Raw genomic sequence first — 16821 nt, 5'->3', positions numbered from 1 at the left:
AGTTTAGGGGGGATATAAATGAGTTTAGTTAATTTAACTATAAATGGTAAAGCTGTTTCAGTACCTAGCGGTACTAAAATTTTAGAAGCTGCTAAAAAAGTAAACGTTAAAATTCCTAATCTTTGCCATTTACATATGGATGAAATAAATATGGTTAATCAATGTGCATCATGTCGTGTATGTATGGTTAGTGCTGGTAGAGGTTTAGTTCCTGCTTGTGGAACAAATGTTAAGGAAGGCATGGTAGTTCAGACTAACACTCCTCAAGCTTTAAAAGCTCGTAAAACAGTTGTTGAACTATTATTATCTGACCATCCAAAAGATTGTTTATCTTGTGATAAAAACGGAAGTTGTGAATTACAAGCAATAGCTGCTGATTTAGGTATAAGAGAAGTAAGATTCTCTGGAGAACACTCAACTTCTCCAACAGACTATTCTAGTAAATCAATAATTAAAGATAATGATAAATGTATATTATGTAGAAGATGTGAAACTATGTGTAACGAAGTACAAACAGTAGGCGTACTTTCAGGTGTTAATCGTGGATTTAATACAGAAGTTGGAACATTCTTTAATGCTGATATGGCTGATACAGAATGTACTTTCTGTGGTCAATGTATATCTGTCTGTCCTACTGGAGCTTTAACTGAGGTTAATAATATTCCTAAAGTTTGGGATGCATTAAATCAAACTGAAAAAACTGTAGTAGTTCAAGTTGCTCCAGCTGTAAGAGTTGCTATAGGTGAAGAATTTGGTTTAGAGCCTGGCGCTATATCTACAGGTAAAATGGTTGCTGCTTTAAGAGCTATTGGATTTAAGTATGTATTTGATACAAACTTTGCAGCAGACCTTACTATCTTAGAAGAAGCTTCAGAATTTATTCATAGACTTAAAGAAGGCAAAAATCTTCCTATATTAACAAGTTGTTGCCCTGCATGGATTAATTTCATAGAAGGCAATTACCCTGACTTACTAAACTTGCCTTCTAGTTGTAAATCACCTCAAGAAATGTTCGGTTCTATTGCTAAGAACTACTTTGGTCCAAAAGTTATAAATACAGATCCAAAAGATATGTATGTTATATCTATAATGCCTTGTGTGGCTAAAAAATATGAAGCTTCTAGATCTGAATTAGGTCAAGGGGATTCTCTAGATGTTGATATATCTATAACTACTAGAGAGCTTGCTAAAATGATAAAAGAAGCTGGTATTGATTTAGTTAATCTCGAAGAAGAATCTTTCGATAGTCCACTAGGTGATTCTACTGGTGCTGCTGATATATTCGGTGCTACTGGTGGAGTTTTAGAAGCTGCTCTTCGTACTGCTTATGAATGGGTAACTGATTCTGAATTAGAAAATGTTGAATTTACTCAAGTTCGAGGTATGGAAGGTATCAAAGAAGCTAGCATAGATATAGCTGGCACTATAGTTAATGTTTGTGCTACTAGTAGTTTAGGTAATGCTAGAAAAATAATGGATGAAGTTAAAGCTGGAAATTCTAAATATCATATAGTAGAAGTAATGGCTTGCCCTGGTGGATGTGTAGCTGGTGGTGGTCAACCATATCATCATGGAGATTATGATATAGTTAAGAAACGTGCTGCTGGATTATATAACATAGATAGCAGTAAACAACTTCGTAAGTCTCATAAAAATCCTGCTATATTAGCATTATATAAAGAATTTTTAGGTGAACCATATGGTGAAACTGCTCATAAATTACTTCATACTCATTATTTCGATAAAAGTAACGTTTATGATGTAGTTGAAGAATGCTCTTGTTCTAAAGAAGCTGAAGCTTCAGCTGAATAGGATTTTTAATTAAAATATATAAGGGCTGTCTCAAAAGTATAATAATTTTGAGGCAGCCCCTTCAATTTAATTTTTATCTATTAATTGAGTTAGTTTCTTTGTAAATTCTTGAGCTGCATCATATCCCATTCCTTTTTGTCTAAAATTCATGGCTGCTACTTCTAATATCATTGCTGTATTTCTACCTGGTTTTACTGGTACAATGAGTTTTTCTACATTTGTTTCAAGAATTTCCTCATATTCTTTATCTAATCCTAATCTATCATAATATTTAGTTTCATCCCATGCTTCTAAATGAACTATTATATCTATCTTTTTTGTAGTTTTAATAGCACCTACTCCATATAAACTTCTTACATCTATTATTCCTATTCCTCTTACTTCTAAAAAATGTCTTAAAAGTTCCGGAGATCTACCTACAAGTCTATCATCATCTAATTTTTTTATTTCTACAGCATCATCAGCAATCAATCTATGACCTCTTTGAACTAATTCTAAAGCAGTTTCTGACTTTCCAATTCCACTTTCTCCTCTTATCAAAACGCCTGTTCCATATATATCAACTAAAACCCCATGTAACGTTGTATGAGGTGCTAGTCTATCATCTAAATAATTAGATATTTTATTTATCAGTCTAGTAGTGTTTCTTTTTGTACTTAATATTACTCTATTATGTTTTTTAGCATACTTTAAGACATCAGCTTTTACCTCTAAATTTCTAGCTACTATCAATGCTGGTATTTCATATGCAAAAAATTTATCTAAAACCTCTTCTCTAGTTTTTGTATCCATTCTACTAAAAAAATTGTATTCTGTTTTTCCAACTATTTGTATTCTATCATAAACAAAATACTCAAAATAACCTGCAAATTGTAATCCTGTTCTATTTATATCCTGTTTAGATACATAATATTTTTTATCATCAGGCATATATACTACTTCTAAGTCTAAATCTTTTATTATCTCTTCTATAGATACTCTATCTACTTCATTCATATTAAATTAATTCACCTTTCTAAAAAAATTATAAACACTTTTGGCAGACACTTTATTCATTCCTTCTGCTTCTAATAACTGTTCAAAAGTAGCTTCTTTTATAGCATTTATATCTTTGAAATGGCTTAATAACGATTTTTTCCTTTTTTCGCCTATTCCTTGTATATCATCTAAAATAGATTTTGTCAAAGTTTTATTTCTTAAGCTGCGATGGTATGTTATTGCATAATTATGAACTTCTTCTTGAATACTTGCGACAAACCTATACAAATTAGATGTTTTATCGAGTTCTATCTCCTTTTCCTGGGAAATCAATCCCTTTGTTCTATGTTTATCATCTTTATACATCCCCCAAAGAGGAATTTCTACACCATTTTTTTGAAATACTTTTTTTACTGCGCTTACCTGACCTTTTCCTCCATCTAATAAAATTAAATCTGGAAAATTTCCATATTTTAATCTTCTCTCTACAATTTCTGCCATAGAATCATAGTCATTTGGCCCTATTACTGTTTTTATTTTGTATCTTCTATACTCTTTTTTATCTTTTTTGCCATTAGTAAGTACAACCATGGAACCTATTGAATCGACTCCCTGTATATTAGATATATCAAATGATTCAATTCTTTTAGGTATTTGTTTTAAATCTAACACTTGTTTTAGTTCTTCTAATGCACCTATACTTTTTTCATATTTACGTTTATTCATATCTGAAAATTTTTCAAGATATTCTATAGCATTCTTTTTGACCATATCAACCAGATTTTTCTTTTCACCTTTTTGAGGAACTCTTATACTCATCTTTTGACCTTTTTTCGATGATAACCACTCTTCTAGTATAAAGCTATCTTCTATTTCATCTTCTATAATTAATTCCTTCGGAATATATTCTTGATCCATATAAAATTGTTTCACAAAAGAACCTAATATTGATTCCCTAGAGCTATCCATTACCCCTTCTAATATAAAATGTTCTCTTCCAACAATTTTCCCATTTCTAATAAAAAACACCTGTACACATGCTTCATCATGAGCTATCGCCATAGCTATTACATCTTGATTTAAATCAGATGTAGTTGTATCTATTTTTTGTTTTTGCATCATTTCTTCTAAGCTTTTTATTTTATCTCTATAAATAGCCGCATCTTCAAAATTAAATTCCGTAGCACATTTATTCATTTTTTCCTTTAAAATCTCTATTAAGCTTTCTTCTTTTCCTGATAAAAACATAATTATTTCTTCTATCATTTTGTTGTACTCTTCTTTTATTACATTCCCCGTACATGGCCCAACACATTTCTTTATATGCATATTTAGGCATGGTCTCATATTATTTTTAATAGCTCTATCTATATCTATATTACAAGTTCTAATAGGATAAGTATTTCTTATTATTTCTAATGTATCATTTACAGCAGATATATTAGTGTACGGACCAAAATACTTTGCTTTATCCTTTAATACTCTTCTTACTTTTAAAATTCTTGGATAATCTTCATTTATAGTTACTTTTATATAAGGATACGTTTTATCATCTCTTAACAAAACATTGTATTTTGGTCTATACTGTTTTATTAAATTACATTCTAATATCAATGCCTCTAATTCTGAATCTGTTATAATATATTCAAATTTAGATATATTTTTTACCATAGATTTAACTTTAGAAGAATGATTTTTAGATGATTGAAAATATTGTCTTACTCTATTTTTTAAAGAAATTGCTTTACCTACATAAATTATATTATCGTATTTATCCTTCATTAAATATACTCCAGGCTCTGCTGGAAGTTTCTTTAAATGTTCTTGTATGTCAAACAAATTCATCCCTCCAAAATTTTTATTTCTATATTAAATTATACCCCAAAAATAAATATACTCTTAAATAATTTATACCTTTTTATTCTTTATTTTAACAAAATAAAAGCATGTAATTAATTTGCTACATAAAAGCAAATTAATTACATGCAAAATATTTAACTATTTAGTTTTAGCTTTGCCACCATTTAATTGAAGTAAGAAAGTAGATGCCATAATATAGTCGTGGATTTCCTTACTATCTTTATATTTATCTACATAATCAGAATCTAGTAAAACTCTGTCTATTTGACCATCTTCATATAAATTTACTTGTGCACCTGTTTCTTTGACTATTTTAGTATTTATAGTATTTAATTTTATTTTATCTGCATTCCAATAATTTGGATTTTTAGTCATAACATATTTATCTTCCATTTTCCAATCAGTTAAAGTAAATGGACCATTATATAATTGAGCATCTTTTGATGTTCCATATTTTTTATCTTGTTGTTCTACAAATTTTTGATTTTGTGGGAAAAATACTTGGAATGACATTAATTCTGGGAAATAAGAAACTGGTCTATTTAATTTAACTTCTAATGTATTATCGTCAACAGCTTTTACTGCTACTCCGTCTACTCCTTTAGCTTCAATCTCTTTCGTACTTGAACCTACTATGTCTGACATTATATAGCCGTATTCTGAAGCTGTAGTAGGATCTAGAGTTCTTTTCCAAGAATATTCGAAGTCTTTAGCTGTAACAGGTTCACCATTTGACCATTTAGAATCTTTTCTTAATTTAAAAGTCCAAGTTAATCCATCTTCAGAAACATTCCAAGATTCAGCTACTCCTGGTAAAACTTTTCCTTTATCATCTACTCTTGTTAATCCCTCCATTGTATTATCCATAACTGTAAATGAAACTACATCAGTACATTTACTTATATCTAACGTAGGTATATCTGATTCAATTGCTAAATTAAGTACTTTTTCAGGCTTATTTACATCTGCATTTATATAACTATAATCAGCACCCCATGTAAAGTTGGTTATTCCTGATACATATGGTTTTTCTAAATAAGTTCTTCCTTTTTGGTATAATGGTGCTAAGTAACAATCATCTAGCATTATTTTTTCAGCTTCTGAATATTTCTTATATGCTTCTGTTGCAGCTTTAGAAGCTTTAGCTTCACTAACTAACTTATTAAATTTATCATTATTATATCCTACTTGTTTTGCAAATTGATTTCCAGGTTCCATTGTTTGTAAATATGTTAAAGGGTCTGGAAAATCTGCTCCCCAACCTGCATATGATAAATCAAAATTTCCAGCTGTTTCTTCAACTAGTTTTTGTTTAAAAGGTAAACTCTTAACTTCTACTGTTAACCCCTCTAGTGCATCTTGTAATTCCCCTTGTAAAAATTCAGCACATCTTTTTCCTGAATCATGGTCATATGTTAAAAGTTCAAGTGTTACATTATCAAATCCAACTTCTTTCTTAGCTTTATCCCAAGCTTCCTTAGCTGCGTCTTCATCATATTTGAATCCAAAATCTTTAGTAGCTTCGGTATAATCTTTACCATTATCTAAAGCCAAGTTTTTAGGAGTAAAATAATTAGATACAGTTGCTCCAGTATTTAATATAACATCACATAATGCCTGCTTATCTACAGCCGCAGCTATAGCAACTCTAGCATTTTGATTTGCAAGTACTTCCTCTGGAGTTGCACTTCCTCCCCCTGAACTACTGCATCCAGTTAATAAACTAGACCCTATCAGTGCTACAGCAGTTAAAAATGATACCCTCTTTTTAAATTTCATAACCTCTCCCCCATCCATATTTTTTATATAAATAAATGCTATTTTATATAAATAAACACTAGTTGAATTTAATTATATAGCATTTATATTCAAAAATCATTCATTTTATTAATTTTTTAGAATTTTTATTATTTTATTATTTTTGTAAATTTTAGTGTTGAAATTATTGTTTTTCAATACTACAATTATATAATAACTATACACTGGGGGTGGTGTAAATCAAAAAATCACTAACGCTAATTGCAATAAACCTATCATTAAGTTTCATTTATTCAGCAATTAATGACTTTTCTAGATTTTCTTTTATAAATAGTAGCTTTATTATAGGTATGATTTATTTATTATTTGGTGCATTTTGTTTTATTTGGCAAAAAGGTTTTTTTGATATTACAATTTTTTCATTTAATAAATTAAATCAACATGTACAAAAAAGAAATAAAATATCATCTTTTGAACAAGACATTTCTATCGAAGATTATATTGGAGAAAAAGAAAATTTTTTTCTTACATCTAGTCTATTAATTTCTGGAATGCTAATTTCTTTAACTTCTATAACCTTAAGTTTTTTTATCATATTGTAATATTTTTTTTAAATAGAAATATAAATTTTTAAAATGTAATTTTTAAAATTAGGGGGGGATTTAATAGTGTTTCGTTATATTATGAAACGTATTGGGTATATGTTTATAACTTTATTTATAGTTATAACTATTACCTTTTTCTTAGTTCGACTTCTTCCAGGTACTCCATTCAATGAACAAAAGCTTAATGCACAACAAATAGAACTCTTAAATAAAGAATATGGACTAGATGACCCTGTTCCTGTTCAGTATATAAGATATTTGACAGGAGTATGTGTAGGAGATTTCGGTACTTCTTTTAAACAGTCTAATAGAAAAGTAGAAGATATTATGAAAGCTCGTTTAGGTCCATCTGCTCTACTTGGTGCTCAATCATTAATATTCGGGACTATTATTGGTCTTATACTTGGGGTAATCGCAGCTCTTAAACAAAATAGTATTTGGGACTATCTATGTACAATATTATCTGTTATCGGTGTATCAGTTCCTTCATTTGTTTTTGCCGCAACATTACAATTATACATATGTTTAAAACTCGGATGGTTCCCTATAACCTGGGGTCTTCCTCTTGGCTCTGAATTCAGGTATATCTGGACAATTATGCCATCTTTAGCATTATCATTCTTTACTATTTCAAGTGTTGCTCGTTTTACAAGAACAGAACTTGTTGAAGTTTTACATTCTGATTATATAGTAACTGCAATATCAAAAGGATTAAGACGCTCTACTGTTATATTAAAACACTCTTTAAGAAATGCTTTAATTCCTGTAATAACAATACTAGGTCCACTAGCTGCAGGTCTTTTAACTGGCTCTTTAGTAGTTGAAAAAGTTTTTGCAGTCCCTGGAATTGGTGATTTATTAGTCACTGCTATTACTACAAATGATTTATTTATAATATCTGGAGTTGCTATACTTTACAGTGCATTCTATATAGTTGTAATTTTTATAGTAGATGTCCTATATGGTGTAATAGATCCTAGAATTCGTTTAGCTGGAGGTAAATAAGATGATTGATAAAGTTATTATAGATGGCAAAGAAGTTCCTTTAACAAAGGATTTGTTTAGCCCTTCTTCTGCTAATGCTGAAGAAAGCGAGGTTATTAAAAGAGAAAGCCTAACATTTTGGCAAGATGCTAGAAAAAGATTATTTAAAAATAAAGGTGCTGTAGCAGGTCTTATTATACTAATTTGCATAATACTTCTTGCCATTTTTGCTCCTATGTTTTCTAAATTTGATTATAAATCTCAAAATTTTAGAAATGTTAAAGTTCCACCTAAGATGCCAATAGTTTCATCATTAGGTATTATGGATGGAAAAGATACTAATGGTGTTGATATTTATGCTGAGAAAAAAATAGATGAATCTTATTTATTCGGAACAGATGCCCTAGGTAGAGATATATGGACTCGTACTTGGACTGGAGCTAGGGTTTCATTGTTTATAGCACTACTAGCTGCTTCTTTTGATTTACTTATTGGAGTTACTTATGGAGCTGTTTCTGGATACTACGGAGGAAAAGTTGATTTAATTATGCAACGTATAATTGAAATAATTACTGGTATACCTTCGCTAGTTGTAGTTACTTTATTTATAATGGTATTTAATCCCGGTATATTATCAATATCATTAGCTATGGCTGTATCTGAATGGACTGGAATGGCAAGAGTTGTTCGTTCTCATGTTTTAAAACTAAAAAATGAGGAGTTTGTATTAGCTTCTAGAACCTTAGGTTCTTCTGATTTTAGAGTTATTTTCAAACATCTATTCCCTAATATAGTAGGTCCTATAGTTGTTATGATAATGTTCTCTCTTCCTAGTGCGATATTTTATGAAGCTTTCTTAAGTTTTATAGGTCTAGGACTTCAACCGCCTAATGCATCACTAGGTGTATTAATAAATGATGGATTTAAAGCTCTACAAAACTATCCATATATGATGTTTATACCATCTACTATCGTTTGTCTTTTAATCTTTAGCCTTAACTTATTAGCTGATGGTTTAAGAGATGCTGTCGATCCTAAGATGCGTAATATGTAATTAGTGAGGAGATGAGTATATGGAAAAATTATTAGAAGTTAAAAATTTATGTGTTAGTTTTAACACTTATGACGGTGAAGTTCAAGCTGTCAGAGGAGTTACGTTTGATTTACATAAGGGTGAAACTTTAGCTATAGTTGGTGAATCAGGCTCAGGTAAATCAGTTGCTTGCAAAACTATAATGAGAATTATTTCATCTAATGGATATATAAAAGATGGTGAAATCTTATTTAACGGAAAAGATTTGACTAAGGCTAGTGAAAAAGAAATGGAAAATATAAGAGGAAAAGATATCGCGATGATATTCCAAGATCCTATGACATCTTTAAATCCTACTATGACCATAGGAAAACAAATAACTGAAGGTATTATAAAACATCAAGGTCTTCATCATGAAGAAGCAAAAAAGAAGTCTCTAGAACTTATAAACTTAGTTGGTATCTCTGATGCAGAGAAAAGATATAAACAATATCCACATCAATTTTCTGGAGGAATGAGACAACGTATTGTAATAGCTATAGCTCTTGCTTGTAATCCTAAAGTTCTTATCGCTGATGAACCTACTACAGCACTTGATGTCACTATTCAAGCTCAAATACTAGAACTTATAAAGGATTTACAGAAAAAAACTGGTGCTGCTGTCATATTTATAACTCATGACCTTGGCGTTGTAGCTAACATGGCAGATAGAGTAGCTGTAATGTATGCTGGTAAAATCATAGAATATGGTACATCAAGTGATGTATTTTATAATCCAAAACACCCTTATACTTGGGGATTATTAGGTTCTATGCCTACTTTAGATATAGGAGATAACGATTTATATAATATACCTGGAACTCCACCAGATTTAATGAATCCTCCTAAAGGTGATGCATTCTCTCTTCGTAGTTCGCATTCTATGAAGATAGATTTTTTAATAGAACCACCTATGTTTAAAATTAGTGATACTCATTATGCTGCAACATGGCTTTTACACCCATTAGCTCCTAAAGTTGAAATGCCTATTAATGTTGGTAGAAAGAGGGTGTCTATAAATGAGTAGAAAAAAACTTTTAGAAGTAAATTCATTAAAGCAATATTTCTATGTTAATAGAAATACTACTGTAAAAGCTGTTGATAATATCACTTTCCATATATATGAAGGAGAAACATTTGGATTAGTTGGAGAATCTGGTTCTGGTAAATCTACTACTGGTAGGGCTATAATCCGACTTTATGATCCTACTTCAGGAGTAATATCATTTGATGGTAAAAATATATCGGCTAAAAAACTTAATCATCATGATAAAAGTTATGTTAATAAAAATATGCAAATGATATTTCAGGATCCAATGGCTTGTCTTAACCCTCGTATGACTGTAATGGACATAATCGCTGAAGGATTAGATATTCACGGATTATGCAAAAATAAAGAAGAAAGAACTTCAAAAGTATATGAATTATTAAGAACAGTTGGTTTAAATGAACAACATGCAAATAGATATCCTCATGAATTTTCAGGAGGACAAAGACAACGTATCGGAATAGCTCGTGCATTGGCTGTAGAACCAAAGTTTATAATAGCAGATGAACCTATATCTGCACTTGATGTTTCTATCCAAGCTCAAGTTGTTAATTTACTTAGAAAATTACAAAAGGAAAAAGGTCTTACTTATCTATTTATAGCTCATGACCTTTCAATGGTTAAATATATAAGTGACCGTATAGGAGTTATGCACCAAGGCAAACTACTTGAATTAGCTGATGCGGATGATTTGTATGAATTTCCCCTACATCCATATACAAAATCATTATTATCAGCAATTCCTTTACCTGATCCTGATTATGAAAAAAGTAGAGTTCGTATTAAATATGACACTAGTATTCATGACTATTCAAAAGAAAGCCCTGAATGGGTAGAAATAAGACCTAATCATTTTATATATGCTTCTAAATCTGAACTTGAAAAATATAAAGAAGAAATTAATGCTAAGCAATTAAATTTATAAAAAATTTGCTTCGCTTATGCAGCCAACAATCTTAAAATAAAATTAGGTTCTTTGCTCAAGATTTTCAGTTGGGATTATAACTTATTCACAAATCAGATAAGTTATAATCCCTAGATTATTTCACAAAATTCTTATTCAAAGTATTTTCTCAAGAATTGACCTGTATACGATTCATCTACTTTAGAAACTTCCTTTGGTGTTCCTGTTGCTATTATAGTCCCACCTTTATCTCCACCTTCTGGTCCTAAATCAATTATATAATCACACGTTTTTATAACATCTAAATTATGCTCTATAACAACTATAGAATTTCCTGTATCTGCTAATTTTTGCAACACATCTATTAACTTATCTACATCTGCTATATGAAGACCTGTTGTAGGTTCATCTAATATATAAAGAGTTCTGCCTGTAGGTCTTTTGCTAAGTTCTGAAGCAAGTTTTATTCTTTGTGCTTCTCCTCCTGATAATTGAGTTGAAGGTTGGCCTAATTTTATATATGACAGTCCTACATCCATTAATGTTTCTAGCTTTCTCTTTATTGTTGGTATATTCTCAAAAAATTTAAGAGCTTCTTCTACATTCATATCTAATACATCCGATATAGTTTTGTCTTTATATTTGATTTGTAATGTTTCTCTATTATATCTCTCACCTTTGCAAATTTCACAGGGAACATACACATCTGGTAAAAAGTGCATTTCTATTTTTATTATACCGTCACCTTTACATGCCTCACACCTTCCACCTTTTACATTAAAGCTAAATCTTCCCTTTTTATATCCTCTAGCTTTAGCCTCATTTGTAGCAGCAAATAAGTCTCTTATCTGATCAAATACTCCTGTATAAGTTGCTGGATTTGATCTAGGTGTTCTTCCTATTGGACTTTGATCTATATTTATAATTTTATCAATATTTTCTATACCCTTAATTTCTTTATGTTTTCCTGGTCTTTCTCTAAGTCTATTTACTTTTGATGCCACACCTTTATATAATATATCATTTATTAATGTACTTTTTCCTGATCCAGATACTCCAGTTATGCATGTAAATTTACCTAGCGGAAACTTTGCATTTATATTTTTCAAATTATTTTCATTAGCTTTAACTATTTCTATAAATTTTCCATTTCCTTCTCTTATTTCTTTAGGAATAGGTATTTCTTTTTTTCCACTTAAATATTGTCCTGTTATAGAATTTTCATTTTTTAATATTTCATCAAGAGTTCCCTGAGAAACTATTTCTCCTCCATGTATTCCTGCACCTGGTCCAATATCAACTATATAATCAGCTTCTCTCATTGTGTCTTCATCATGTTCAACTACTATAAGGGTATTTCCTAAATCCGTCAAATGTCTTAGTGTTCCTATTAATCTATCATTATCTCTTTGATGCAACCCTATACTAGGTTCATCAAGGACATATAATACCCCCACAAGTGCTGAGCCTATTTGAGTAGCAAGTCTTATACGTTGAGCTTCTCCTCCTGATAAGGTTCCAGCTTTTCTCGATAAATTTAGATAATCTAATCCTACATCTCTTAAAAAAGAAGCTCTACCTTTAATTTCTTTTAATATTTCTTGTGCTATAAATCTTTGTTTTTCTGTAAGATTTATATTTTCTATAAAGCTGATAAGCTCATTAACCGAAAAATCAGTTACTTCCATTATATTTTTTCCATCAACTAATACAGATAAAACTTCTTTTCTAAGTCTTGATCCTTTACATTTTGGACAAGGTCTTTCAGCCATATATTCTTCTATTTTTTCTCTTGAATAATCTGAATTTGTTTCCCTATATCTTCTTTCTAAATTAACGATAACTCCTTCAAACGGAGCTTTATATTGTCTTCTTCCTCCAAATTTAGAATCAAATATAAATTCTACCATTACATTATTTTCTCCATAAAGTAATTCCTGTACAAAATCATCTGGTAAATCTTTAAATGGTGTTTCTAAAGATACCTTAAAATGTTCTGCTAAACTTTGAACCATTTTACTATAATATGTATCATCATTACCATTAGCCGAACCCCAAGCTGCTATAGCTCCTTGTCTTATAGACAATTCTTTATTAGGTATAACTAGCTCTGGATCTACCTCTCTACTTTCTCCTAAACCATTACATACTTCACAAGCCCCAAAAGGAGCATTGAACGAGAACATTCTTGGAGATAATTCCTCTATTCCTATTCCATGTTCTGGACAAGCAAATTTCGTAGAATATAATATTTCTTCTCCATCTATTATTTGTGCAATTACAAGTCCATCTGATAATTTTACAGCAGTCTCAATAGAATCTGCTAATCTAACTTCTATTCCATCTTTTATTATAATTCTATCTACTACAACTTCTATATTATGTTTTTGATTTTTATTTAATTCTATTTCATCAGTTACCTCATAATTATCTCCATCTACCCTTATCCTTACAAATCCTTCTTTTTTTATATTATCTAAAGTCTTCTTATGCGTTCCCTTTTGACCTCTTATTACTGGAGATAATATTTGAAGCTTTGTTCTATCTGGAAATCCTAACATTTTATCTACTATTTCTTGTATAGTCATCTGGCTTATTTTCTCTTTACATACCGGACAATGAACTTCACCAGCTCTAGCAAATAATAATCTTAGATAATCATATATTTCAGTAACTGTACCTACTGTAGAACGAGGATTTTTAGAAGTTGTTTTTTGATCTATTGATATTGCCGGTGATAACCCTTCTATATATTCCACATTTGGTTTCTCCATCTGACCTAAAAATTGTCTAGCATATGCAGATAAACTTTCAACATATCTTCTTTGTCCCTCTGCATATATAGTATCAAATGCTAAAGATGATTTTCCTGATCCTGATAATCCTGTGAAAACTATAAACTTATTTCTAGGAAGCTCTAGGTTAACATTTTTTAAATTGTGCTCTTTTGCACCTTTTATTATGATTTTATCTTCCATTAATTTTTAATCCTTTCTTCTAATTGTTTAATCTTGTCTCTGAGTTCAGCGGCTCTTTCAAATTGTAAATTTTGTGCAGCATCCATCATCTCAAATTGTAGCCTATCTATATTTTGTTTAATTTCATCTATATTATCTGTTTCTTTAATTCCATATACAACCTCTTCATCTGCTACTTTTGTAGCTTCAAGCTTATCTCTTACTTGTTTTTGTATAGTTTTAGGAATTATTCCATGCTGTTTATTGTAAAAATCTTGTATCTCTCTTCTTCTATTAGTTTCCTCTATTGTAGCAGACATAGACCTAGTTATTTTATCTGCATACATTATGACCTTACCATTTTCATTTCTAGCTGCACGGCCTACAGTTTGAATTAAAGATGTTTCTGAACGTAAGAAACCCTCTTTATCAGCATCTAAAATTGCAACTAAAGATACTTCTGGTATATCTAAACCTTCTCTAAGTAAATTTATTCCAACTAAAACATCAAATTTTCCTAACCTTAAATCTCTTATTATTTCTATTCTCTCTAATGTATCAATGTCAGAGTGTAAATACCTAACTTTAATTCCTATCTCTTTTAAATAATCTGTTAAGTCTTCACTCATTTTTTTAGTTAGTGTGGTTATAAGTACTCTTTCTTTTTTCTCTATGATTTTATTTATCTCTACTACTAAATCATCTATTTGATTTTCTATAGGTCTAACTTCTATAACAGGATCTAATAAACCAGTTGGTCTTATTATTTGCTCTGCTATTGTTTTAGAATGTTGTATTTCATATGGACCTGGTGTAGCTGTTACAAATAGTATTTGATTAATATTATCCTCAAATTCAGAAAAATTTAAAGGTCTATTATCATAAGCTGACGGAAGTCTAAATCCATTATCTATTAAAGACTGCTTTCTAGATCTATCTCCTCCATACATACCTCTTACTTGAGGAACCGTTACATGAGACTCATCTACTATTATTAAGTAATCATCTGGGAAGAAATCCATCAAAGTATATGGTTTTTCTCCAGGTAATCTTCCTGTTATATGTCTAGAATAATTTTCAATACCCTGGCAAAACCCAATTTCCTTTAACATTTCTATATCATATTTAGTCCTTTGATCTATTCTTTGAGCTTCTAAAAGTTTATCATTTTCTTTAAAATACTTTATTCTCTCAGAAAGTTCGCCTTCAATCGCTGTAATTGCTTTCTCTATTCTCTCTGGAGTTGTTACATAATGAGATGCAGGGAAAATTACTATGTGATTCCTTATTCCTACAATTTTGCCTGTTACATAATCTATCTCTGTTATTCTATCAATTTCATCTCCAAAGAATTCTATTCTTAAAGCTCTTTCATCATTGCTAGCTGGAAAAATTTCTAATATATCTCCTCTAACTCTAAAAGTTCCTCTAGTAAAATTCACATCATTTCTTTCGTACTGTATCTCTATTAATCTTTTTATTATATCATCCCTATCTTTTTGCATACCAGGTCTTAAAGATACCATAAGTTCCTTATAATCTTTAGGATCTCCTAAGCCATATATACATGAAACAGAGGATATAATAATTACATCTTTTCTTTCTAATACAGATGCTGTAGCTGAATGTCGCAACTTATCTATCTCATCATTTATACTTGCATCTTTTTCTATATATGTATCACTATGAGCCACATAAGCTTCTGGTTGATAATAATCATAATAACTTACAAAGTATTCCACTGCATTATCTGGAAAAAATTCCTTAAATTCACTATAAAGTTGAGCTGCTAATGTTTTATTATGAGCCATTATTAAAGTTGGTTTTTGGATCTTCTCTATTATATTTGCCATTGTAAAAGTTTTACCTGAACCTGTAACCCCTAGTAATGTTGAAAATTTTTCATTTCTATTTATAGAATTAACAATTGAATTTATTGCTTCTGGTTGATCTCCTGTTGGTTTAAAATCTGACTTTATCTTAAATTCCACAAAATCACTCCTTCTTTCGAACATAGGTTCCTAATGATTTTAATTATATCACATTTATTATCTATATTTAATTATTTTAATTTTCATATTTTCATAATTCACAATATATTTACATATTTTACCCAATTAATATATTTTGAACCTATCTATTAATCATAATATCATTATAAATAAAAATAGAGACCTCTATGGGGGATAGGGGTCTCTTAAATGGGGGAGATTGAGTAATTCATTTTATTAAGTTTTATAATTATAGTATGTCCTTATTTTTTAGGTCTATACACATTTTTAAAATTTTTAAATTAAAACTTAATAAATATAATATTATTTACTCAGACTCTATTCAAAATATCTTATATTTATGAGTTTATTATATTCTTTTTTTCTTAATTTAACCTTAATTATCTTATTTTTAAAAAAACTTAATAAATTTAATATTAATAAAATAAATAAAGCGTATGAATGATTAAAATTCATACGCTTATAAAATAAAAAGATTACGTGGCTACGTCCTACTCTCCCAGGAGGTTGCCCTCCAAGTACCATCAGCGCTAAAGAGCTTAACTTCTGTGTTCGGAATGGGAACAGGTGTATCCTCTTTGCTATTATAACCACATAATCTTTATGCTTAACATTTCTATTAAGTTTTAGAGTTAATACTCTAAAAACTGCATACATTTAGGAATTATCATTTTAATTCTTGGTCAAGTCCTCGATCTATTAGTATCGTTAAGCTAAATACATTACTGCACTTACACCTTCGACCTATCAACCAGGTAGTCTTCCTGGGATCTTACCCTTACGGTGGGAAATCTTATCTTGAAGTAGGCTTCGCGCTTAGATGCTTTCAGC

The 16821-nt window shown here is 30.0% G+C and carries 11 protein-coding genes and 2 rRNA genes; 6 read left to right on the top strand and 7 right to left on the bottom strand.

All coding sequences use genetic code 11. The features are described from left to right. Positions 1 to 18: 18 nt before the first annotated feature. Positions 19 to 1812 carry an NADH-dependent [FeFe] hydrogenase, group A6 gene (locus tag CHF27_RS09985; protein ID WP_095405442.1) on the top strand — a complete coding sequence of 598 codons (1794 nt, stop codon included), beginning with the start codon at positions 19 to 21 and terminating at the stop codon, positions 1810 to 1812. A gap of 66 nt (positions 1813 to 1878) precedes the next feature. Here CHF27_RS09985 and hprK read toward each other — a convergent pair whose 3' ends face one another. The 3 genes from hprK to CHF27_RS09970 all read right to left on the bottom strand — a co-directional run bounded on the left by hprK (position 1879) and on the right by CHF27_RS09970 (position 6429). Beyond that, positions 1879 to 2808, bottom strand: coding sequence for an HPr(Ser) kinase/phosphatase (gene hprK, locus CHF27_RS09980; RefSeq protein ID WP_095405441.1), 930 nt, complete (start codon positions 2806 to 2808; stop codon positions 1879 to 1881). A 6-nt stretch (positions 2809 to 2814) separates the two neighbouring features. Continuing rightward, complete coding sequence (gene uvrC / locus CHF27_RS09975) at positions 2815 to 4629, bottom strand: excinuclease ABC subunit UvrC (protein ID WP_095405440.1); 1815 nt, start codon at positions 4627 to 4629, stop codon at positions 2815 to 2817. Positions 4630 to 4788: 159 nt separating this feature from the next. After that, positions 4789 to 6429: an ABC transporter substrate-binding protein gene (locus tag CHF27_RS09970; protein WP_158534749.1), complete on the bottom strand. Its 1641-nt coding sequence runs from the start codon at positions 6427 to 6429 to the stop codon at positions 4789 to 4791. A gap of 218 nt (positions 6430 to 6647) precedes the next feature. Between CHF27_RS09970 and CHF27_RS14745 the strand changes: the two genes are divergently transcribed. The 5 genes from CHF27_RS14745 (at position 6648) to CHF27_RS09945 (ending at position 11042) form a co-directional block, all read left to right on the top strand. Beyond that, entirely contained in the window at positions 6648 to 7010 is a 363-nt protein-coding gene (locus CHF27_RS14745) for a DUF3899 domain-containing protein (RefSeq protein WP_408638584.1), read from the top strand. Positions 7011 to 7076: 66 nt separating this feature from the next. Beyond that, entirely contained in the window at positions 7077 to 8018 is a 942-nt protein-coding gene (locus tag CHF27_RS09960) for an ABC transporter permease (RefSeq protein WP_095405437.1), read from the top strand. A 1-nt stretch (position 8019) separates the two neighbouring features. Beyond that, a complete protein-coding gene (gene opp3C, locus CHF27_RS09955; protein WP_095405436.1) occupies positions 8020 to 9051 on the top strand; it encodes an oligopeptide ABC transporter permease in 1032 nt (343 codons plus the stop codon). Positions 9052 to 9070: 19 nt separating this feature from the next. Continuing rightward, entirely contained in the window at positions 9071 to 10096 is a 1026-nt protein-coding gene (locus CHF27_RS09950) for an ABC transporter ATP-binding protein (protein ID WP_095405435.1), read from the top strand. Beyond that, positions 10089 to 11042, top strand: coding sequence for an ABC transporter ATP-binding protein (locus tag CHF27_RS09945; protein WP_095405434.1), 954 nt, complete (start codon positions 10089 to 10091; stop codon positions 11040 to 11042). The genes CHF27_RS09950 and CHF27_RS09945 overlap by 8 nt, the downstream gene beginning before the upstream one ends. A gap of 131 nt (positions 11043 to 11173) precedes the next feature. Here CHF27_RS09945 and uvrA read toward each other — a convergent pair whose 3' ends face one another. From uvrA to CHF27_RS09925, 4 genes are all read right to left on the bottom strand, one after another. Beyond that, entirely contained in the window at positions 11174 to 13999 is a 2826-nt protein-coding gene (gene uvrA, locus CHF27_RS09940; RefSeq protein ID WP_095405433.1) for an excinuclease ABC subunit UvrA, read from the bottom strand. Then, the gene (gene uvrB / locus CHF27_RS09935; protein ID WP_199533657.1) at positions 13999 to 15993 is read right to left on the bottom strand and encodes an excinuclease ABC subunit UvrB; all 1995 of its coding nucleotides are present in this window, start codon (positions 15991 to 15993) and stop codon (positions 13999 to 14001) included. Before uvrB ends, uvrA begins: the two co-directional genes overlap by 1 nt. Before the next feature lie 475 nt (positions 15994 to 16468). Further along, a 5S ribosomal RNA gene (gene rrf, locus CHF27_RS09930) occupies positions 16469 to 16585 on the bottom strand. An 84-nt stretch (positions 16586 to 16669) separates the two neighbouring features. Then, a 23S ribosomal RNA gene (locus CHF27_RS09925) occupies positions 16670 to 16821 on the bottom strand; the annotation flags it as partial.

This window comes from Romboutsia maritimum (assembly GCF_002251085.2).
In the GTDB taxonomy this organism is placed as follows: Bacteria; Bacillota; Clostridia; order Peptostreptococcales; family Peptostreptococcaceae; genus Romboutsia_B; species Romboutsia_B maritimum.
The sequence above is the reverse complement of the archived record's forward strand: the minus strand, read 5'-3'. Positions and strand labels throughout refer to the sequence as shown.